This window comes from Agromyces agglutinans, assembly GCF_009647605.1.
Lineage (GTDB): Bacteria > Actinomycetota > Actinomycetes > Actinomycetales > Microbacteriaceae > Agromyces > Agromyces agglutinans.
In genome coordinates, this window is sequence record NZ_WJIF01000006.1 from 142,871 (window position 1) to 159,199 (window position 16,329).

Below are 16,329 nucleotides of genomic sequence, written 5' to 3' on the forward strand. Positions count from 1 at the left end.
GCGTCTTCTGTCGTGCGTGGCCGGCCGCGGGAGCGCGTACAGTGGTCGGGCGGCATGCGCGGACCCCGGGCGCTGCTGCGAGAGAGGTTCGACTTGGACGAGTGCATCCACGGTTTCGACGACGGCCTGTGTGCCATCTGCTTCCCGCCGAAGCAGCCCGAGGGAGCCGATGGGCAGCCGATCGCGCCGCGCCGGTCGACGCGCCCGGCGGGTGAGTCGGTCGCGCGCACCGCTGCGCGGGCCACGCGAGCGCCCGCCGCGAAGGGCTCGCGCGCCCTCACCGAGCCGCCGATCGACGCGGGCACGATGCGCGTCTACCACGCGACGCACCTCGACAACCTCGCCCGGATCCTCGGCGCGGGTGCGATCCTCGCCGACGCGGGCGCCACGCCGGCGACCCCGGTCGTCGACGTCGCGGCTCCGGCCGCTCGCGCCTTCCGCCGGGAGGCATCCTTCCGCGAGGGCGCGCCGATCGCCGCCTACGTACCGTTCTTCCTGAGCACCGAGGCGCACCTATGGGCGGCCGTGCGCGACGGCGAGCCCGACCCCAGGATCACGCCGGGCGACGACGGCGAGCCGCGCGTCGCCGCCGACTTCGTGCTGCTCGTCAGCTCCGCGGGCCAGGCAGTCGGCGCCCGCGCCGCCGTCGACGGCCAGGTCGTCGTCTCCACTGCCGACCCCGCGCTGCCCGGTGCCGAGGCCGCGATCGGGTGGACGGACGTCGAGCGCATGCTCCGCCGGCTCTCCCTCGACGACGAGGGCCTCACCGCCGCCGAGTTCCTCGTCCGCGACGAGGTGCCGCTCGAGCGCATCCAGGTCATCGCCGTCGCGAACGACCGCGTGCGCGACCGGGTGCGCGCGGCGATCGCCGCCGTCGGCGTGAAGACGCGCGTCGCGGTCTACCCGCCCTGGTTCCTGCCGACGCCGGTCTGAGGCGTCTCGCCCGACCCGGGCCGGGTGCCGCGCCGCGGCGTGGCATCCGTACCGGGCTGTTCGAACAGCGTTCGCTGGGCCTCCTCGACGCGCGCCGTATTCGAGAGCCCGTCGGCGCGGTGGTGGCCGAACACCCAGTAGCGGTAGAGCAGGAACCGGAACACCGTGCCGAGCGCGAGCCCGATCACGTTCGACGCGAGGTTGTCGGCGAGCAGGCTCGTGAACCCCAGGACGTGGTGGCTGATCCACAGGCACAGCAGCGAGATCGCCATCCCGCCGAGCGAGACGACGACGTACTCGGCGAACTCGCCGAGGTAGTTGCGGCGGCGGTGCTTGCGGAACGTCCAGTACCGGTTGCCGATCCAGTTGCAGACGATCGCCACGCTCGTCGAGATCGTCTTCGCACCGATCGCCGACTGCGCCCAGCCGTCGGCGCCGAACGCCCCGAGTCGCAACGCGTTGAAGAGGGCGACATCGATCACGAGACCCACGAGTCCGACGACGCCGAACTTCAGCGCGTACGCGAGCAGTCCGTCCCACGCGCGGCGGAGGAGGCCCGCGAACCGGCCCGGCGAGGCATCCGTCTGCTGGGTCACCGGGCAATGATAGCCGCGACGACCGCCGCCTAGACTGGATCCGGCGCGATCGCGCCCTGCCCGAACGGCGGGCGGACCTCGGAACGGAAGCAGGGCGAACGGGTGCGAGTCGGAGTGATCGGCGGCGGACAGCTGGCCAGGATGATGATCCCCGCGGCCATCGAACTCGGCGTCGACCTGCGCGTGCTCGCCGAGACCGACGGCATGTCGGCCGCGATCGCGGCCGAGCGCGTCGGCGACTACACGGATGCCGCGACCGTGCTCGACTTCGCGCGAGGCGTCGACGTGGTGACCTTCGACCACGAGCACGTGCCGCAGGACGTGCTCGCCGCGCTCGTCGACGCCGGCGTGCCCGTGCGACCGGGTCCGCACGCGCTCGCGGTGGCCCAGGACAAGCTCGTCATGCGCGAGCGCCTCTCCGAGCTCGGCCTGCCCGTGCCCGACTGGGCGCGCGTCGAGGACGCGGACGGGCTCGACGCCTTCATCGCCGAGCACGGCGGCGCCGCGGTCGTGAAGACGCCACGCGGCGGATACGACGGCAAGGGCGTGCGCGTCGTGCGTTCGGCTGCCGAGGTCGCCGAGTGGTTCGCGACCATCGCCGAAGACGGCCGGCCCGGCGCGCTGCTCGTCGAGGAACTCGTCGACTTCCGGCGCGAGCTCGCGCAGTTGGTGGCGCGCCGCCCGAGCGGCGAGATCGCGGCGTGGCCCCTCGTCGAGACCCTCCAGGTCGGCGGCGTCTGCAGTGAGGTCATCGCCCCGGCGCCGCACTCCGCGGGCCGCGTCGCCGACGTCGCCTGCGACATCGCCATGGCGGTCGCCGAGGGGCTCGACGTCACCGGCGTGCTCGCCGTCGAGCTGTTCGAGACCTCCGACGACCGCGTGCTCGTCAACGAACTCGCGATGCGCCCCCACAACTCGGGCCACTGGTCGATGGACGGCGCCACCACCGGGCAGTTCGAGCAGCACCTGCGTGCCGTGCTCGACCTGCCGCTCGGCGGCACCGGCACGCACGCCGAATGGTCGGTCATGGTCAACATCCTCGGCGGCCCCGAGGTGGGCACGCTCGCCGAACGCTACCCGGCCGCCCTCGAGGGGCACCCGACCGTCAAGCTGCACAACTACGGCAAGGCGCCCCGGCCCGGTCGCAAGGTCGGTCACGTCACCGCCGTCGGCGACGACCTCGACGAGGTCGTCTACGAGGCGCGCGCGGCGGCGGCGGTGTTCCAGGACTGAAGGATGCCGCCGCGGCGACCGGGCGAGGACGGCAGCATCCGAGTGGCGTTCCGGAATTCTCCCAGCGGTCGGCCGTACACTTCATCGAGTGACTGAGACGAACCAGACCCCGCTCGTCGGCGTCGTGATGGGCTCCGATTCCGACTGGAACGTCATGCGCGAGGCATCCGAACTGCTCGAGCAATTCGGCATCGCGCACGAGGTGGAGGTCGTCTCGGCCCACCGCACGCCCGACAAGATGATCGCCTACGGCAAGCAGGCCGCCGGGCGCGGTCTTCGCGTCATCATCGCCGGTGCCGGCGGCGCCGCGCACCTGCCGGGCATGCTCGCCTCGGTCACGACCCTGCCCGTCGTCGGCGTCCCCGTGCCGCTCGCGCGGCTCGACGGCCTCGACTCGCTGCTCTCGATCGTGCAGATGCCCGCGGGCATCCCCGTCGCGACCGTCTCGATCGGCGGGGCACGCAACGCCGGCCTCATCGCCGCGCGCATCCTCGGGGCGTCCGACCCCGCGATCGCCGAGGCGCTCGCGCGCTACGCCGACGACCTCGCGGCGCTCGTCGAAGAGAAGAACGAACGGCTGAAGCAGTCGCGATGACTCTCGCCGCCAGCCCGATCCGGTACCCGGACCAGACCTCGCGACCGCTCATGACGCGGCGCGCGTGGTGGCTCGTCGTGCTGAACTTCCTGATCCCCGGCGCCCCGCAGGTGCTCGCCGGCAATCGCAGGCTCGGCCGGTTCGGCCTCGGTGCGACGCTCGTGCTGTGGACGCTGCTCGTGGTCGCGCTGGTCGTGTGGATCGTGTGGCCCGCGACGCTGTACACCGCCGTCTCGCAGGCCTGGTCGCTCTGGCTGGTGGCCGCGGTGATGGCGTTCTACGCCGTGCTGTGGGTCGTGCTGACGTTCGACACCCTGCGCCTCGTGCGGCTGGTCCGCACGACCCCCTCGGCCCGCGGCTGGATCGCCGGCCTCACGACGATCCTGATGGTCGCCCTGTCGGGCGGCGCGGCCTACGGCGCGTACTTCGCCGTGACGGCGAGCGGATTCCTCTCGTCGGTCTTCGTGACCGGGCCGAGCGCCCCGCCCGACGCGAACGGGCGGTACAACATCCTCCTGCTCGGTGGCGACGCCGGTCCCGACCGCGACGGCCTCCGGCCCGACAGCATCCGTGTCATGAGCATCGACGCCGACACCGGACAGGCGGTGACGATCGGGCTGCCTCGCAACATGGAGGACGTGCCGTTCCCCGAGGATTCGCCGCTGTACGCGGTGTACCCCGAGGGCTACGGCTCCATCGACGGCTGCGAGGTCGACGTGTGCATGCTGAACTCGATCTACACCGAGGTCGAGCTGAAGAGCCCCGAGATGTACCCGGACGCCGTCGCGGACGGCAGCGAACCGGGCATCGAGGCGATGCGGGATGCCGCGGAGGGCATCACCGGCCTCGACATCCAGTACTACGCGCTCATCGACATGGCGGGCTTCCAGCAGCTCATCGACGCGCTCGGCGGGGTCACGATCACCGTTCCCGAAGACGTGCCGATCCACGCCGACGAGACGTTCACGACGGTCGCCGAGTGGATTCCCGCGGGGGAGCAGCATCTCGACGGATACCACGCGCTCTGGTACGCCCGGTCGCGGCATGGGACCAGCGACTACGACCGGATGGCCCGCCAGCTGCAGATCCAGGAAGCCGTGCTCGCGCAGTTCAATGCCGCGAACGTGCTCTCGAAGTTCCAGGAGATCGCCGCAGCGGGCGCGCAGGTCGTGAAGACGGACATCCCGCAGTCGTCGCTGGGCTACTTCGTGAACCTCGCCGGCAAGACGAAGGAGCTCCCCGTCGTCGACGTCGAGCTCGTGCCCGACAACGGGTTCGACCCCGAGGATCCCGACTACGAGTACGCCCGGCAGCTCGTGCAGCAGGCGGTCGTGCCGCCGACGGAGGAGCCGGCGGAGTAGGCTGCGCTCTCGCTGGGTCGGTTGCTCGGTCGGCGGCGGGTGCCTCGCGGTTGGGCTGGCTCGTCTGCGGGCGGATGCCTCGTCAGAGGTCGGCGTGCAGCTGCCAGGTGCGCTCGGCGGAGTCGCGCCAGGTGAACGCCCGTGCGCGGTCCTCGCCGGCGATGCGCAGGCGTCCGGCGAACTCGCGGTCGCGGACGACGTGCGCGATCGCCGCCGCGAGCGCGTCGGCGTAGTCGCCGGCGTTCCCGATCGGGACCGCGACCCCCGCACCCGACGCCACCTCGGCGTACGCCGGGATGTCGGAGTGGATGACCGGCGCGCCCACGCTGAACGCCTCGATCAGCGACGTCGCCGACCCCTCGTCGTGGCTCGGCGCCACGAACGCGAGCGCGCCGGCGAGGACGACCGCGAGGTCGGCGGGTTCGAGGTCGTCGAAGTGCTGCACGCGATTCGCCGCGATGCCGTACTCCTCGGCGACGGTCGCGAGATGCTGCTCACCCCAGCTGTCGGGGCCGCTCACGACCGCCGGCACTTCGGGCATGCCGGGCCGACCGAGCGCCGCGAGCACGTCGACGAGACCCTTGCGCGGCTCGAGGGTGCCGGGCACCACGAGGTACTCCGTCGGCAGTCCGAGCCTCGCGATCCGCTCGGGCGCGTCGCGCCCGACATGCAGACCCGAACGCGCCGCGGTCGGGATGACCCGCACCCGGTCGCCGAAGTCGCCGACCAACGCGAGCCGCTCGGCGAGTGCATGGGTCGGCACGACGATCGCGTCGGCGTGCTTCTGCGCGCGCTTCAGCATCGCCTTCTGCCACGAGACGGATGCCCCGGTCATCGCCTCGGGATGGCTCCACGCGAGCAGGTCGTGCACGGTCACCACGACCTGGTCGCCGTTCTCGCGTCGGTGCTTGCGCAGGGGAGCGAACAAGCCCGGTGCATGGATGAATCCGCCACCCGGCGAGGTCGTGATGCCCAGCTGCCACGCTGCGGCGAGTTCGCGCCGGGCCAGGGACGTCTTGTACAGGTCGCTCAAGCCGGGGAGTTCCTGCCGGATCCGCTCGTAGTCGGGCTCGGGCGACGACGACACGATGCCCGCGACCTCGCAGCCGGCCGGCGCGGTTGCGATCAGGGCCCGCCCGAGGTCGGCGGTGTATCGCCCGAGCGGACCGGCCACGGGCGCGACGAGCTGGTCGACGATGAAGCGCAGGGTGGTGGTCACGTGGCTCCTCGACTGCACGGGCGGGGACGAATGTCACCCTATCGGGGGGTGCCGGAGGTCAGGTGATGAGACGCCGCAGCCAGGCCGGGATCATCCCGCGTCGACGGATGAGCCCGTGGAAGGTACCGACCGAGATGGCGAGCAGTTGCGCCAGGCGCTGGGGACCGCTCACGATCGAGGTGATCATGCCGCCGGTCTCGCGCTTCGCGACGGCCAGTACCCATCGTGGCCGCTTGCGTGCGTTGCGGAAGATCAGGTCGATGTTGTTCCGGGCGATGTAGTAGCGCCGGAACGGCGAGTGGTACTGGTACGTCGCGATGCGGCCGTCCGGATGCCGCATCGGGATGCCGAAGGGTCGCAGCTCGGCCCGCCTGCCGATGGCGTGGCGGATGTCGGTTCCACGCGCGATCGCGATGCGGAAACCGTGGTCGCGGACGCGCAGGCAGTACTCGGTGTCTACCGTGTCGATGACCAGCCCTTCGTCGAACATTCCGGCCGTCTCGAGGCACTCACGGCTGATGACAAAGCCCGTCTGGATCGCCTCGGGAACGAGGCCGAAGCCTTCGGGGGAGGTCCAGGTCGGCAGGGCGGGAGCGCCGTTGACCCGGTCCACGCAGACGATGCCGATATTGGTGACGGGGTTGGCGGATTCGAAGACGGCGAGGGCCGTTGCGACGTACTCGAGCGGCAGCACGGTGTCCTGATCGAGGTTCACCACGAAGTCGGCACCCTGATCCAGCGCCATGCGGACGCCCTCGTTGAGAGCGCCCGCGATGCCGCGATTGCGATCGAGGCGGACGACGATGTGCCCGTCGTCCGAGATGCGGCCCAGGACTGCATCGGCCGCCGCGCCCGAACCGTCGTCGACGACGATGACGCGCTCGACTTGCGCTGCCAGCTTCGCGAGACGCTCCTGCACGTCGTCGTCGGGGTGATACGTCGGGACGATGGCGATGACCCGCGCCATCACCGGTCGAGTCGGACGCTCACGGGGACGGCTCGGCGCGGGCATTAGGCTAGTTTACGACCGCCGCCGAGAGGAACGAACACCGGTGCCTTCCGACCTGAAATCCACGTGGCCAGATGATGCCCGCGACGTGCGTCCGACTCGCGAGCAGCTGCTCGCGGAGGAACGGCTCGCCTTCACCGATCGGATCATCGGGCTCGAGGAGCAGGTCAAGGAGCTTCGCCGGGAGTCCATCTCCGGCCCGAGCGAAGCCGTGGCCGTCGAATCGAATCTCGCAGCGCTCCAGTCGTCGACGACGTGGAAGGTCGGGCGGGTCGTGATGCTGCCCATGCGCGCCTTGCGTGTGATCAAGCGGCGAGTGCTGCGTTGAGCGCGATCGACGCGGAGCTGGCCGCACGCATCGAAGTCTGGATCGAAACCGCGGGAACCCCGTTCGACTCGGTGGAGGCGTCGATCGCGTCGGTGCGGGCAGCGGGCGTTCCCGGCAGCGCGATCCGACTGCTACTCGGATCAGGGTCGGACGTGCGCGACGAGCTGAGCTCCCTCGCCGCGGGCGCCGGCATCGAGACGATGTCGGATGCCGCGGCTGCACTCGACGCACGACTGGGTGAGATGAGCGCCGACACGGTGTTCATCGTCCGCTGGGGAACGGTCACGCCCGACGTCGTGCACTCGGCCGTCGGCTTCCTCGACCGGAACCCCTCGCTCGGCCTCGCATACGGCGACTCGGTGACGCCCTCGGGGATCCCGCTGCTGCGGCCGGCGGCATCCCCCATCCGCCTCCGGAGCAACGACTACCTCGGGCCGATCGTCGTGGTCCGTACGGCCGCCCTACGCGCCATCGGAGGCTTCCGCGTCGAGGCCGAGCGGGCGCATGTTCTCGACATCGCGCTCCGGCTCGACGAGGCCGGATGGGCCTTCGGATTGCTGCCGTTGGTGCTCTCGACCGAAGAACTCGCACGCAAGGACTTCGCCGAAACCGCGCTCGCCCAGGAGCGGGTGGTCCGCTCGGCGCTCGAGCGCGTCGGCGTCGGCGCCACCATCGAGGAGGTCGAGCCGTTCGTTCGGCGCGTGAGGTACGAGATCTCCGGCGAGCCGCTCGTGTCGATCGTCATCCCGACGCGGGGAGGCGCTGCAGAGATCGCGGGACGGCATCGCGTCCTCGTCGTGGAGGCGATCCGCGGCATCGTGGAGCGTTCGAGCTATAGCAACCTCGAGTTCGTCGTGGTGGCCGACGACGTCACCCCCGACTCGGTGATCCGGGAACTGCGCGAACTGTGCGGCGACCGTCTGCGTCTGGTGCTCTGGGACGCGCCGTTCAACTTCAGCGCCAAGATGAATCGCGGTGCCGTCATGGCCTCCGGCGAGTACCTCCTCCTCCTGAACGACGACGTCGAGGTCGTCACCGACGACTGGATCGAGACGATGCTCGGGCTCGCCCAGCAGCGTGGCGTCGGCATCGTCGGCTCGCAGTTGTATTTCGAGGACAGCACCATCCAGCACGCCGGCCAGGTGTACACCGGAGGGGTTGCCGGTCACGCCGCGTTCGGTTGGGTCGGCGGGCGCGACGACTCGATCAAGTCCATGATCACCGATCACGAGGTGTCCGGGGTGACGGCCGCCTGCGCCATGATCGCCCGTGACCTCTACTTGGAGGTGGGAGGCTTCACCCTCGAGCTTCCCGGCAACTACAACGATGTCGACCTGAACATGAAGGTGCGGCAGACGGGCCGCTCGGCAGTGTTCACGCCGTGGGCGCGGCTCTATCACTTCGAGTCGAAGACGCGGGATCCGCGGATCCTGCCCACCGACCTCGAGACGCTGCAGGCGCGCTGGAAGCGACGGATGCAGGTGGAACTCTACTCGCGGATGCTCTGACCGAGCTCCCGGCACGTCACCGGGGCAGCGCGCCCGCTTCGAACGCGGCCCGGAGGGCCTCGCGCCAATCACGCATGGGGTCCATGCCGACGGCGGCCCAGGCGCCATGCCCGAGCACCGAGTACGCCGGACGAGCTGCGGGACGTACGAAGGCGGCGCTGTCGGCCGGGGTGACGCGCTCGGGATCGAGACCCGCCTCCTCGAGCACCGCGCGCGCGAATTCGAACCAGGTCGCCTGCCCGCTGTTCGTGCCGTGATAGACCCCGGCCGGAGCATCCGATTCGACCAGGGCGACGATCTGGTCGGCGAGGTCGGCGGTCCAGGTCGGCTGACCGACCTGGTCGTCGACGACCGACCACGTGTCCTTGGAATCGGCCAGCTTCAGCATGGTCGCGGCGAAGTTCGGCCCGTGCGCGCCATAGAGCCACGCTGTGCGGACGATGTAGGTGCCTTCGGCGTGGGCCGCGAGCGCGAATTCCTCGCCGGCGGCCTTCGTGCGGCCGTAGGCGTTGATCGGGTCGCGCGGGCGGTCCTCGGCGTACGGCTCGGTCGCGAATCCGTCGAAGACGTAGTCGGTCGAGACCGTGACGAGTTTCGCGTCGTGCTGCGCGGCTGCCACCGCGAGGTTCGCGGTGCCCGTGGCGTTGATCGCGTAGGCGTCGGCTTCGTGGGCCTCGGCATCGTCGACCTTGGTGTATGCCGCACAGTTGATCACCACATCGTGGCCGGCGACCGCGTCGCCGACGGCGGAGGCATCCGTGACGTCGAGGTCGCCGCGCCCGAGGGCGGTGACCTCCCGGCCGGCGAGCGCCCCCTGCACGTCACGGCCGAGCAGTCCGGCCGCGCCGGTGACGAGGTACCGCGTCACGGTCACTGCCCCTGGGCGAGGTAGCGGGCTTCGGTGGCATCCTTCTGCGGAGCCCACCACGCCTCGTGCTCGCGGTACCAGGCGATCGTGTCGGCGAGGCCCGCCTCGAAATCGGAGAACTGCGGCGTCCAGCCGAGCTCGGTGCGCAGCTTGGTGGAATCGATCGCGTACCGGAGGTCGTGGCCGGGGCGGTCGTTCACGTGGTCGTAGGCGTCGGCCGGCTGACCGAGCTGCGTCAGGATGAGCTCGACGACGTCCTTGTTGTTCTTCTCTCCGTCGGCGCCGATGAGGTAGGTCTCGCCGATGACGCCCTTCTCGAGGATGGTCAGGACGGCCGAGGAGTGGTCGTTCGCGTGGATCCAGTCGCGGACGTTCTCGCCCGTGCCGTAGAGCTTGGGGCGCTCGCCGCGCAGCACATTCGTGATCTGACGAGGGATGAACTTCTCGACGTGCTGGTACGGGCCGTAGTTGTTCGAGCAGTTCGAGATCGTGGCCTGGAGGCCGAATGAACGCACCCAGGCGCGCACGAGGAGGTCGCTGCCGGCCTTCGTCGAGGAATAGGGGCTCGACGGGTTGTACGGGGTCTGCTCGGTGAAGCGCGCCGGATCGTCGAGTTCGAGGTCGCCGTAGACCTCATCGGTGGAGATGTGGTGGAAACGCGTTCCGTGGCGACGTGCGGCCTCGATCAGCGTGTAGGTGCCGATGATGTTCGTCTCGAGGAACGGCCGCGGGTCTGAGAGGGAGTTGTCGTTGTGGCTTTCGGCGGCGTAGTGCACGACCGCGTCGTGCTCGGCGACGAGGCCGTCGACGAGCCCGGCATCCGCGATGTCGCCCTTCACGAACCGGAACCGGTCCTCGGGCAGGCCGTCGAGCGACGCGAGGTTGCCGGCGTAGGTCAACTTGTCGAGGACGGTCACCGAGTGGTCGGTGTTCGCGAGCACGTAGTGCACGAAGTTCGAACCGATGAAGCCGGCGCCGCCGGTCACGAGAATGTGCATGCCTGAGGTCTCCTGTCGGTGCATAGCCGAATGAGTCTATCGATGCCCGGCTGGGAGGCCTCTGCTCCTATCCGATCGGCTCAGGGATCAGTAGGCTGACACGACCCGAGCAAGGAAGCAGGATCGAATGTCCACGAGTCTGGACCGAGACGTGCGGACGGCTGCCCCGCCGTTCTGGCTGTCGCCGACCGCGTACTGGCAGCCCGAACGGATCGTGACGTCCGCGTGGCTGGGACACGCCCCGTTCGCGTTCTGGTTGATGGATGCGTTGCGCCCGCGGGGTGTCGTCGAACTCGGCACCCACTACGGGTTCTCCTGCTTCGTCTTCGCGCAAGCGGCGAAACGGCTCGGGTCGACGACCGCGATCCGCGCGCTCGACAGCTGGGAAGGCGATGACCAGGCCGGGTTCTACGGCGAGGAGGTGTACGCCTCCGTGGCGGACGTCGCGCAGCGGGAGTATCCCGAGCTCGTCACGCTCATGCGGGGCTGGTTCAGCGAGACGCGAACCCTCGTCGCCGACGACTCGGTCGACCTGCTCCACATCGACGGCAGGCACAGCTACGACGACGTCTCCGAGGACTACGAGCAGTGGCGGAGCACGGTCCGCGACGGGGGCGTCATCCTCTTCCACGACATCGCCGAGACTGAGAACGGGTTCGGCGTCTGGCGCCTCTGGGAGGAACTCAGCACGAAGTATCCATCGTTCGCCTTCGCGCACAGCCACGGGCTCGGGGTGCTCTCGGTGGGGGAGCCGCGCTCCGGAGCGATCGCCGACCTGTTCGCCGCCGACGACGAGACCGCGGCCGCGATCCGACGCGACTTCGAGGAGCTCGGTCGACGAATCGAACGGCTCGCCTGGTTGGAGGCGAAGCCGGCCGAGGTCGACTCGCTTCATGAGGTGGTCGCGATGCTTCAGGGGCGGACCGCGGACCTCGAGCACAAGATCGCGGAGCGGGACCGCGAGGTCGCGGAGATCCGCTCGAGCACGAGTTGGCGCGTGACTCGTCCGCTCCGTAGCCTCGGAACCAGGCTGCAGCGGCGCGGATGACGAGCTCGAACGCCGCCCATCGCCGGTAGGCTTGGTGTCCGTGCAGATCCGCGAACTGAAGATCCCCGACAGCTACGAGCTCACGCCCAAGCAATTCGGCGACGACCGCGGCGTGTTCCTCGAGTGGTATCGCTTCGACCGGCTCGAAGAGGCCGTCGGCCACCGGCTCGAGCTGGCACAGGCGAACACGTCGGTTTCCAAGCGCGGTGTGGTCCGCGGTATCCACTTCGCCGACATCCCGCCGAGCCAGGCGAAGTACGTCACCGCGACGCATGGGTCGGTGCTCGACTTCGTGATCGACATCCGCGTCGGCTCACCGACGTTCGGCGAATGGGACTCGGTTCTGCTCGACGACGTCGACCGGCGAGCCATCTACATCGCCGAAGGTCTCGGACACTGCTTCGTCGCGCTCACGGATGACGCAACGGTCAGCTATCTCGTGACGTCCCCGTTCAACGCCGAACGCGAGCACGGGGTGAACCCGCTCGACCCCGAGATCGGGCTCGACTTCGGCATCGCTGCCGACGAGCTCCTGCTGTCGCCGAAGGACACGGCGGCACCGAGCCTGGCCGAGGCCGCTGCATCCGGTCTTCTCCCGACGTGGGAGGCCGCTCGCACGTTCTACTCCGCACTCGACGAAGGGCGCTGATCCATGCGCGGCATCATCCTCGCCGGTGGTTCCGGCACGCGACTCTGGCCGATCACCAAGGGCATCTCGAAGCAGCTGATGCCGATCTACGACAAGCCGATGATCTACTATCCGCTGTCGACGCTCATGATGGCGGGCATTCGTGAGATCCTCATCATCACCACGCCCGAGTACAACGAGCAGTTCAAGGCGCTGCTGGGCGACGGGTCGCACCTCGGCATCGATCTCCAGTACGCGGTCCAGCCGTCGCCCGACGGCCTCGCGCAGGCCTTCATCATCGGCGAGGAGTTCATCGGCGATGACAGCGTGGCACTGGTGCTCGGTGACAACATCTTCCACGGCACGGGCTTGGGCTCCGCACTCCGCAGCAACACCGAGATCGACGGCGCGCTGATCTTCGCCTACCAAGTCAGCGATCCCACGGCGTACGGCGTCGTGGAGTTCGACGCCGAGGGGCGCGCGATCTCGATCGAAGAGAAGCCAGCGGCACCGAAGAGCAACTTCGCCGTGCCGGGCCTGTACTTCTACGACAACGATGTCGTCGAGATCGCGAAGACGATCGAGCCGAGCGACCGGGGCGAGCTCGAGATCAGCACCGTCAACGAACGGTATCTCCAGCAGGGCAAGCTGCGCGTGCAGGTGCTCGATCGTGGAACGGCTTGGTTGGACACCGGAACCTTCGAATCCATGATGCAGGCGTCCGATTACGTGCGCGTCATCGAGGATCGCCAGGGGTTCAAGATCGGATGCATCGAGGAGATCGCCTGGCGAGCCGGATGGCTCGAAGACGACCAGCTCGTGCAGCTGGCGCAACCGCTGCTGAAGAGCGGCTACGGGTCGTACCTGCAACGGTTGGTGGGTCCGCTGCGCTGAGGCGCTCGGCAGTGAGGCGCTCTCAGTGGAGGCGTCGCGCGAGACGCTCGCGGAGCCGGAGGCCGAGGGCGAGGCTCGCCCGGACCGGCCACCAGCGCAGTCCGGGGTAGGTCTTCGCGATGAAGCGCTGAGCACTGCGATGGTGGGCAGCGATCATCGCCGAGGACTCTGCCGATGTCGAGTGGCCCCCTGTGTGGACGACGCTCGCGGTGGGCGTGAAGCGGTTCCGCCAGCCGGCGCGACCGAGTCGGGCGCCGAAGTCGACGTCTTCGAAGTACATGAAGAATTCCGAGTCGAAGCCGCCGATGTCATCGAATGCGGAGCGACGAACGAGCAGGCACGCCCCCGACAACCATCCGGCGTCGCGCTCGTGGTCGACGGCGTTCGCGGCGTGATACCGCCGAGTCCACGGATTCGCCGGCCAGACCGGTCCGAACACGGCGTGACCGGTGCCGACCCCGAGGCCGGGGACGGGGCGTGCCGACGGGTAGGCGGTGCCGTCTTCGTTCCGGATGAGGGGACCGACGGCACCGATCCGCGAATCCGCGTTCGCGATGGCGACCATCTCATCGATCGATCCCTCGTCGAACACCACATCGGGGTTCGTCACGAGCAACCATTCGACCCCGTCGGGGATACCCCGTACGACCTCGTTCACGGCACCGCCATAGCCGAGATTGCCCGGCATCGCCCGGTAGTCGGCTCCCGCGCGTTCGGCGACGTCCTTCGCGTCATCGGTGCCGGGGAGGTTGTCGGCGACGAACGAGAGCACCGGTGCGTCACTCGCGCGTGCGACGCTCGCGAGCATCGCCTCGAGCGCGTCGGCCGACCGGTAGGTGACCGTGACCAACGCGACCATGGGAGCGACGGTCATCATGCCCGGTCGATCGAGACAGTCCCGCGGGCTTCGAATTGCACGAGGCCGGCGCCGTACGGATCATCCTCGAAATCGAGGTGACCGGCCGGGTCCAGCAACGCGATCGGCTCGCCGTCGACCGTGGTGGCTCCGGCTGAGACGACCAGGCGGTTGATCCCGAAGTTGGTGTCGGGCAGTTCGAATCGGACGGCGTATCGACCCGGGCTCGTCGGCAGGATCATCCCGAGCCCCTCCGAGTTGAGCCGGTAGACGGCATTGCCGATGGTCGAACTCAGCGTGAATCCCGTGATCCACTCAACGGGCCGCACCACGTCGACGTGGATGGTGATGGCGACGTCGGTGCCACGTCGGATGGGCGCGCCATCGAACGCCTGACCGTCCGCGTGCTCGATCGAAACCGAGTTGACGACGATCGGGGGAGCGGTGTCCGCTCCTGCCGCTGCCTGCTCTCGCTCCTCGGCCGCGACGCGATCTCGCTCGTACCCCTCGCGGAGCGTCCTGATTCCGGCGCCGACGTCCCCATCGTGGACCACCCGGCCGGCGTCGAGGACGACGGCGCGCGTGCACACATCGGCGACCTGTTCCGCGGAGTGGCTCACGAGGACGATCGTCCGGCCCTCCTTCTGGAACTGCCGGATCTTGTTCATGCACTTCAACTGGAACGGCTCATCGCCGACCGCGAGCACCTCGTCGACGAGGAGGAGATCGGGATCCGAGTGTACGGCGACGGCGAATGCCAGGCGCACGTACATGCCTGACGAATAGAACTTCACCTGGGAGTCGATGAAGTCTCCGATGCCGGAGAACTCGACGATGTCATCGAACACCGCGTCGGTCTCGCTGGTGGACATGCCCAGGATCGCAGCATTGAGGTAGACGTTGTCGCGCCCGGTGAGGTCGGGGTGGAAGCCGGCACCCAGTTCGAGCAGTGCCGCAACTCGACCCCGCCGGTAGACCTCACCCGAGCTCGCCTCGATGATCCCACCGATGACCTTGAGCAACGTGCTCTTGCCCGAACCGTTGTGTCCGATCAGCCCGACCGTCTCGCCGAGACGGATCTCGACATCGACGTCGTCGAGGGCGAGGAACTCGTCCCGCGATCGAGCGCGGTTCCGCCAGTAGAGGAGACGGTCCTTCAGCGATTTGTCCTTGTGCAGGACGAACCGCTTCGACACGTGGGAGACGACGACGAGTGCCTCGGCCGTGGAGTCTGTGATGGTCATAGTTCCTGTGCGAAGTTGCTCTGGAGGCGGGAGAAGATGCGCTGGCCGATCCAGAGCAGGACGATCCCGACGATGAGCGCGATGCCCATGTCGAGTGCGAGATTCGGCGGCCAGTACTGTTCGGGGTCCGTCGTTCCCGCGAGCCACATCGCCTTCTGCATCCCCAAGACGGCCAAGGTGATCGGGTTCGCGAGGTACAGCTGCTCGATCCACGTGCCACCGATCGCCTCGTGCACGAAGCCCGCGGAGTACACGATCGGCGACGCCCAGAAGAGAATGAGGAGCAGGATCTCGACGAGGTGCTGGACGTCGCGGAGGTAGACGTTCAAGGCCGAGAGCACGAGTGCGATCGCGGTGGCGTACACGAGGATGATCGCGATGCTGAGCGGCAGGTAGCCGAGATCGGCGTGCCACGGGAACTGACCGAGCACCGCCGTCGCCAGCACCAGGATGCCGAACTGGATCACGAAGTTGAAAAGTGCTGCACCCACCGCGGCGAGGGGGAAGATCTCGCGTGGCAGGTAGACCTTCTTGACGAGACCCCCGTTCGCGACGATCGACGTCGTCCCGGCGCTGATGATCTCGCTGTAGAGACTCCACGCCGTCAGCCCCGTGAAGACGAAGATCGCGAACTCGGGAATGGACCGGGCTGCGCCGAGGAACTGGCCGATCGCCACGAAGTAGATCACGAGCTGTGCGAGGGGACGCATCAGCGACCACACGACGCCGAGGCTGCTGTTCTTGTACTTCGCACTGATCTCTCGGCTGATCAATCGGCCGAGCAGTTCGCGTCGACCGAAGACCTCGGTGAGCGATGCCCAGGTCCCGCGGCCGAGGGATGCGTCGCGGCCGATCCGCTGCAGCGGGTCACGGACGGTTCGGACGCCGTCGGGACGCGGGGATTCTTGCATGAATGGCTCTCTGGTCGTTCGGGGGACTAGAGCATCCTACCGAGCGGCGCCGACGAATCCCCGCTGGACCTGCGGGGCCCGCACGGCGGTGCTTGCGTGC

The 16,329-nt window shown here is 68.8% G+C and carries 17 protein-coding genes; 9 read left to right on the forward strand and 8 right to left on the reverse strand.

The window, feature by feature from the left end:
* Nucleotides 1-93: 93 nt before the first annotated feature.
* Complete coding sequence (locus GE115_RS11765) at nt 94-933, forward strand: DarT ssDNA thymidine ADP-ribosyltransferase family protein (protein ID WP_153684983.1); 840 nt, start codon at nt 94-96, stop codon at nt 931-933.
* Here the strand turns inward: GE115_RS11765 and GE115_RS11770 are convergent.
* A complete protein-coding gene (locus GE115_RS11770; protein ID WP_312855110.1) occupies nt 900-1,529 on the reverse strand; it encodes a GtrA family protein in 630 nt (209 codons plus the stop codon). The two genes, GE115_RS11765 and GE115_RS11770, sit on opposite strands and share 34 nt — an antisense overlap.
* Nucleotides 1,530-1,577: 48 nt before the next feature.
* On the opposite strand from GE115_RS11770, the gene GE115_RS11775 reads away from it, so the two are divergent.
* The 3 genes from GE115_RS11775 to GE115_RS11785 all read left to right on the forward strand — a co-directional run bounded on the left by GE115_RS11775 (nt 1,578) and on the right by GE115_RS11785 (nt 4,718).
* The gene (locus GE115_RS11775) at nt 1,578-2,762 is read left to right on the forward strand and encodes a 5-(carboxyamino)imidazole ribonucleotide synthase (protein ID WP_312855123.1); all 1,185 of its coding nucleotides are present in this window, start codon (nt 1,578-1,580) and stop codon (nt 2,760-2,762) included.
* Nucleotides 2,763-2,889: 127 nt separating this feature from the next.
* A complete protein-coding gene (gene purE, locus GE115_RS11780) occupies nt 2,890-3,357 on the forward strand; it encodes a 5-(carboxyamino)imidazole ribonucleotide mutase (protein WP_153685069.1) in 468 nt (155 codons plus the stop codon).
* Complete coding sequence (locus tag GE115_RS11785) at nt 3,354-4,718, forward strand: LCP family protein (RefSeq protein ID WP_153684984.1); 1,365 nt, start codon at nt 3,354-3,356, stop codon at nt 4,716-4,718. Before purE ends, GE115_RS11785 begins: the two co-directional genes overlap by 4 nt.
* Before the next feature lie 82 nt (nt 4,719-4,800).
* On the opposite strand, the gene GE115_RS11790 is transcribed toward GE115_RS11785, so the two are convergent.
* Together GE115_RS11790 and GE115_RS11795 are read right to left on the reverse strand one after the other, a co-directional pair.
* On the reverse strand, nt 4,801-5,937 hold the full coding sequence (locus GE115_RS11790) for a glycosyltransferase (protein WP_312855111.1): 1,137 nt from the start codon (nt 5,935-5,937) through the stop codon (nt 4,801-4,803).
* 58 nt (nt 5,938-5,995) lie between these two features.
* Nucleotides 5,996-6,904, reverse strand: coding sequence for a glycosyltransferase (locus GE115_RS11795; RefSeq protein ID WP_172979870.1), 909 nt, complete (start codon nt 6,902-6,904; stop codon nt 5,996-5,998).
* Between GE115_RS11795 and GE115_RS18370 the strand changes: the two genes are divergently transcribed.
* Both GE115_RS18370 and GE115_RS11805 read left to right on the forward strand, forming a co-directional pair.
* Nucleotides 6,891-7,274, forward strand: coding sequence for a hypothetical protein (locus GE115_RS18370; RefSeq protein WP_172979872.1), 384 nt, complete (start codon nt 6,891-6,893; stop codon nt 7,272-7,274). The genes GE115_RS11795 and GE115_RS18370 overlap by 14 nt on opposite strands.
* Nucleotides 7,271-8,782 carry a glycosyltransferase family 2 protein gene (locus GE115_RS11805; RefSeq protein WP_153684987.1) on the forward strand — a complete coding sequence of 504 codons (1,512 nt, stop codon included), beginning with the start codon at nt 7,271-7,273 and terminating at the stop codon, nt 8,780-8,782. The genes GE115_RS18370 and GE115_RS11805 overlap by 4 nt, the downstream gene beginning before the upstream one ends.
* A 16-nt stretch (nt 8,783-8,798) precedes the next feature.
* On the opposite strand, the gene rfbD is transcribed toward GE115_RS11805, so the two are convergent.
* The gene (rfbD, locus tag GE115_RS11810) at nt 8,799-9,650 is read right to left on the reverse strand and encodes a dTDP-4-dehydrorhamnose reductase (protein WP_312855112.1); all 852 of its coding nucleotides are present in this window, start codon (nt 9,648-9,650) and stop codon (nt 8,799-8,801) included.
* Between the two features lie 2 nt (nt 9,651-9,652).
* A complete protein-coding gene (rfbB, locus tag GE115_RS11815) occupies nt 9,653-10,648 on the reverse strand; it encodes a dTDP-glucose 4,6-dehydratase (RefSeq protein ID WP_153684989.1) in 996 nt (331 codons plus the stop codon).
* Nucleotides 10,649-10,775: 127 nt separating this feature from the next.
* Here rfbB and GE115_RS11820 point away from each other — a divergent pair, with 127 nt between their 5' ends.
* The 3 genes from GE115_RS11820 to rfbA are packed head-to-tail and all read left to right on the forward strand — an operon-like array spanning nt 10,776 to nt 13,218.
* On the forward strand, nt 10,776-11,696 hold the full coding sequence (locus GE115_RS11820) for a class I SAM-dependent methyltransferase (RefSeq protein ID WP_153684990.1): 921 nt from the start codon (nt 10,776-10,778) through the stop codon (nt 11,694-11,696).
* Nucleotides 11,697-11,736: 40 nt separating this feature from the next.
* Nucleotides 11,737-12,345, forward strand: a complete 609-nt coding sequence (locus GE115_RS11825; protein ID WP_312855113.1) for a dTDP-4-dehydrorhamnose 3,5-epimerase family protein — start codon at nt 11,737-11,739, stop codon at nt 12,343-12,345.
* A 3-nt stretch (nt 12,346-12,348) separates the two neighbouring features.
* Nucleotides 12,349-13,218, forward strand: a complete 870-nt coding sequence (rfbA, locus tag GE115_RS11830; protein ID WP_153684992.1) for a glucose-1-phosphate thymidylyltransferase RfbA — start codon at nt 12,349-12,351, stop codon at nt 13,216-13,218.
* 22 nt (nt 13,219-13,240) lie between these two features.
* Here the strand turns inward: rfbA and GE115_RS11835 are convergent, their stop codons facing one another.
* From GE115_RS11835 to GE115_RS11845, 3 genes are read right to left on the reverse strand one after another with little or no spacing between them, the layout of a single operon-like run.
* A complete protein-coding gene (locus GE115_RS11835; RefSeq protein WP_246190728.1) occupies nt 13,241-14,077 on the reverse strand; it encodes a glycosyltransferase family 2 protein in 837 nt (278 codons plus the stop codon).
* 14 nt (nt 14,078-14,091) lie between these two features.
* Nucleotides 14,092-15,318, reverse strand: coding sequence for an ABC transporter ATP-binding protein (locus GE115_RS11840; protein ID WP_153685071.1), 1,227 nt, complete (start codon nt 15,316-15,318; stop codon nt 14,092-14,094).
* Entirely contained in the window at nt 15,315-16,229 is a 915-nt protein-coding gene (locus tag GE115_RS11845) for an ABC transporter permease (RefSeq protein WP_153684994.1), read from the reverse strand. The genes GE115_RS11840 and GE115_RS11845 overlap by 4 nt, the downstream gene beginning before the upstream one ends.
* Nucleotides 16,230-16,329: the final 100 nt, after the last annotated feature.

Excerpts from the sequence above, each read along its gene's own strand:
- purE (WP_153685069.1), top strand. The coding sequence starts at position 2,890 with ATGGGCTCCGATTCCGACTGGAACGTCATGCGCGAGGCATCCGAACTG.
- GE115_RS11785 (WP_153684984.1), top strand. The coding sequence starts at position 3,354 with ATGACTCTCGCCGCCAGCCCGATCCGGTACCCGGACCAGACCTCGCGA.
- GE115_RS18370 (WP_172979872.1), top strand. The coding sequence starts at position 6,891 with ATGACCCGCGCCATCACCGGTCGAGTCGGACGCTCACGGGGACGGCTC.
- GE115_RS11795 (WP_172979870.1), bottom strand. The coding sequence starts at position 6,904 with ATGGCGCGGGTCATCGCCATCGTCCCGACGTATCACCCCGACGACGAC.
- rfbB (WP_153684989.1), bottom strand. The coding sequence starts at position 10,648 with ATGCACATTCTCGTGACCGGCGGCGCCGGCTTCATCGGTTCGAACTTC.
- GE115_RS11820 (WP_153684990.1), top strand. The coding sequence starts at position 10,776 with ATGTCCACGAGTCTGGACCGAGACGTGCGGACGGCTGCCCCGCCGTTC.
- rfbA (WP_153684992.1), top strand. The coding sequence starts at position 12,349 with ATGCGCGGCATCATCCTCGCCGGTGGTTCCGGCACGCGACTCTGGCCG.
- GE115_RS11835 (WP_246190728.1), bottom strand. The coding sequence starts at position 14,077 with ATGGTCGCGTTGGTCACGGTCACCTACCGGTCGGCCGACGCGCTCGAG.
- GE115_RS11840 (WP_153685071.1), bottom strand. The coding sequence starts at position 15,318 with ATGACCATCACAGACTCCACGGCCGAGGCACTCGTCGTCGTCTCCCAC.
- GE115_RS11845 (WP_153684994.1), bottom strand. The coding sequence starts at position 16,229 with ATGCAAGAATCCCCGCGTCCCGACGGCGTCCGAACCGTCCGTGACCCG.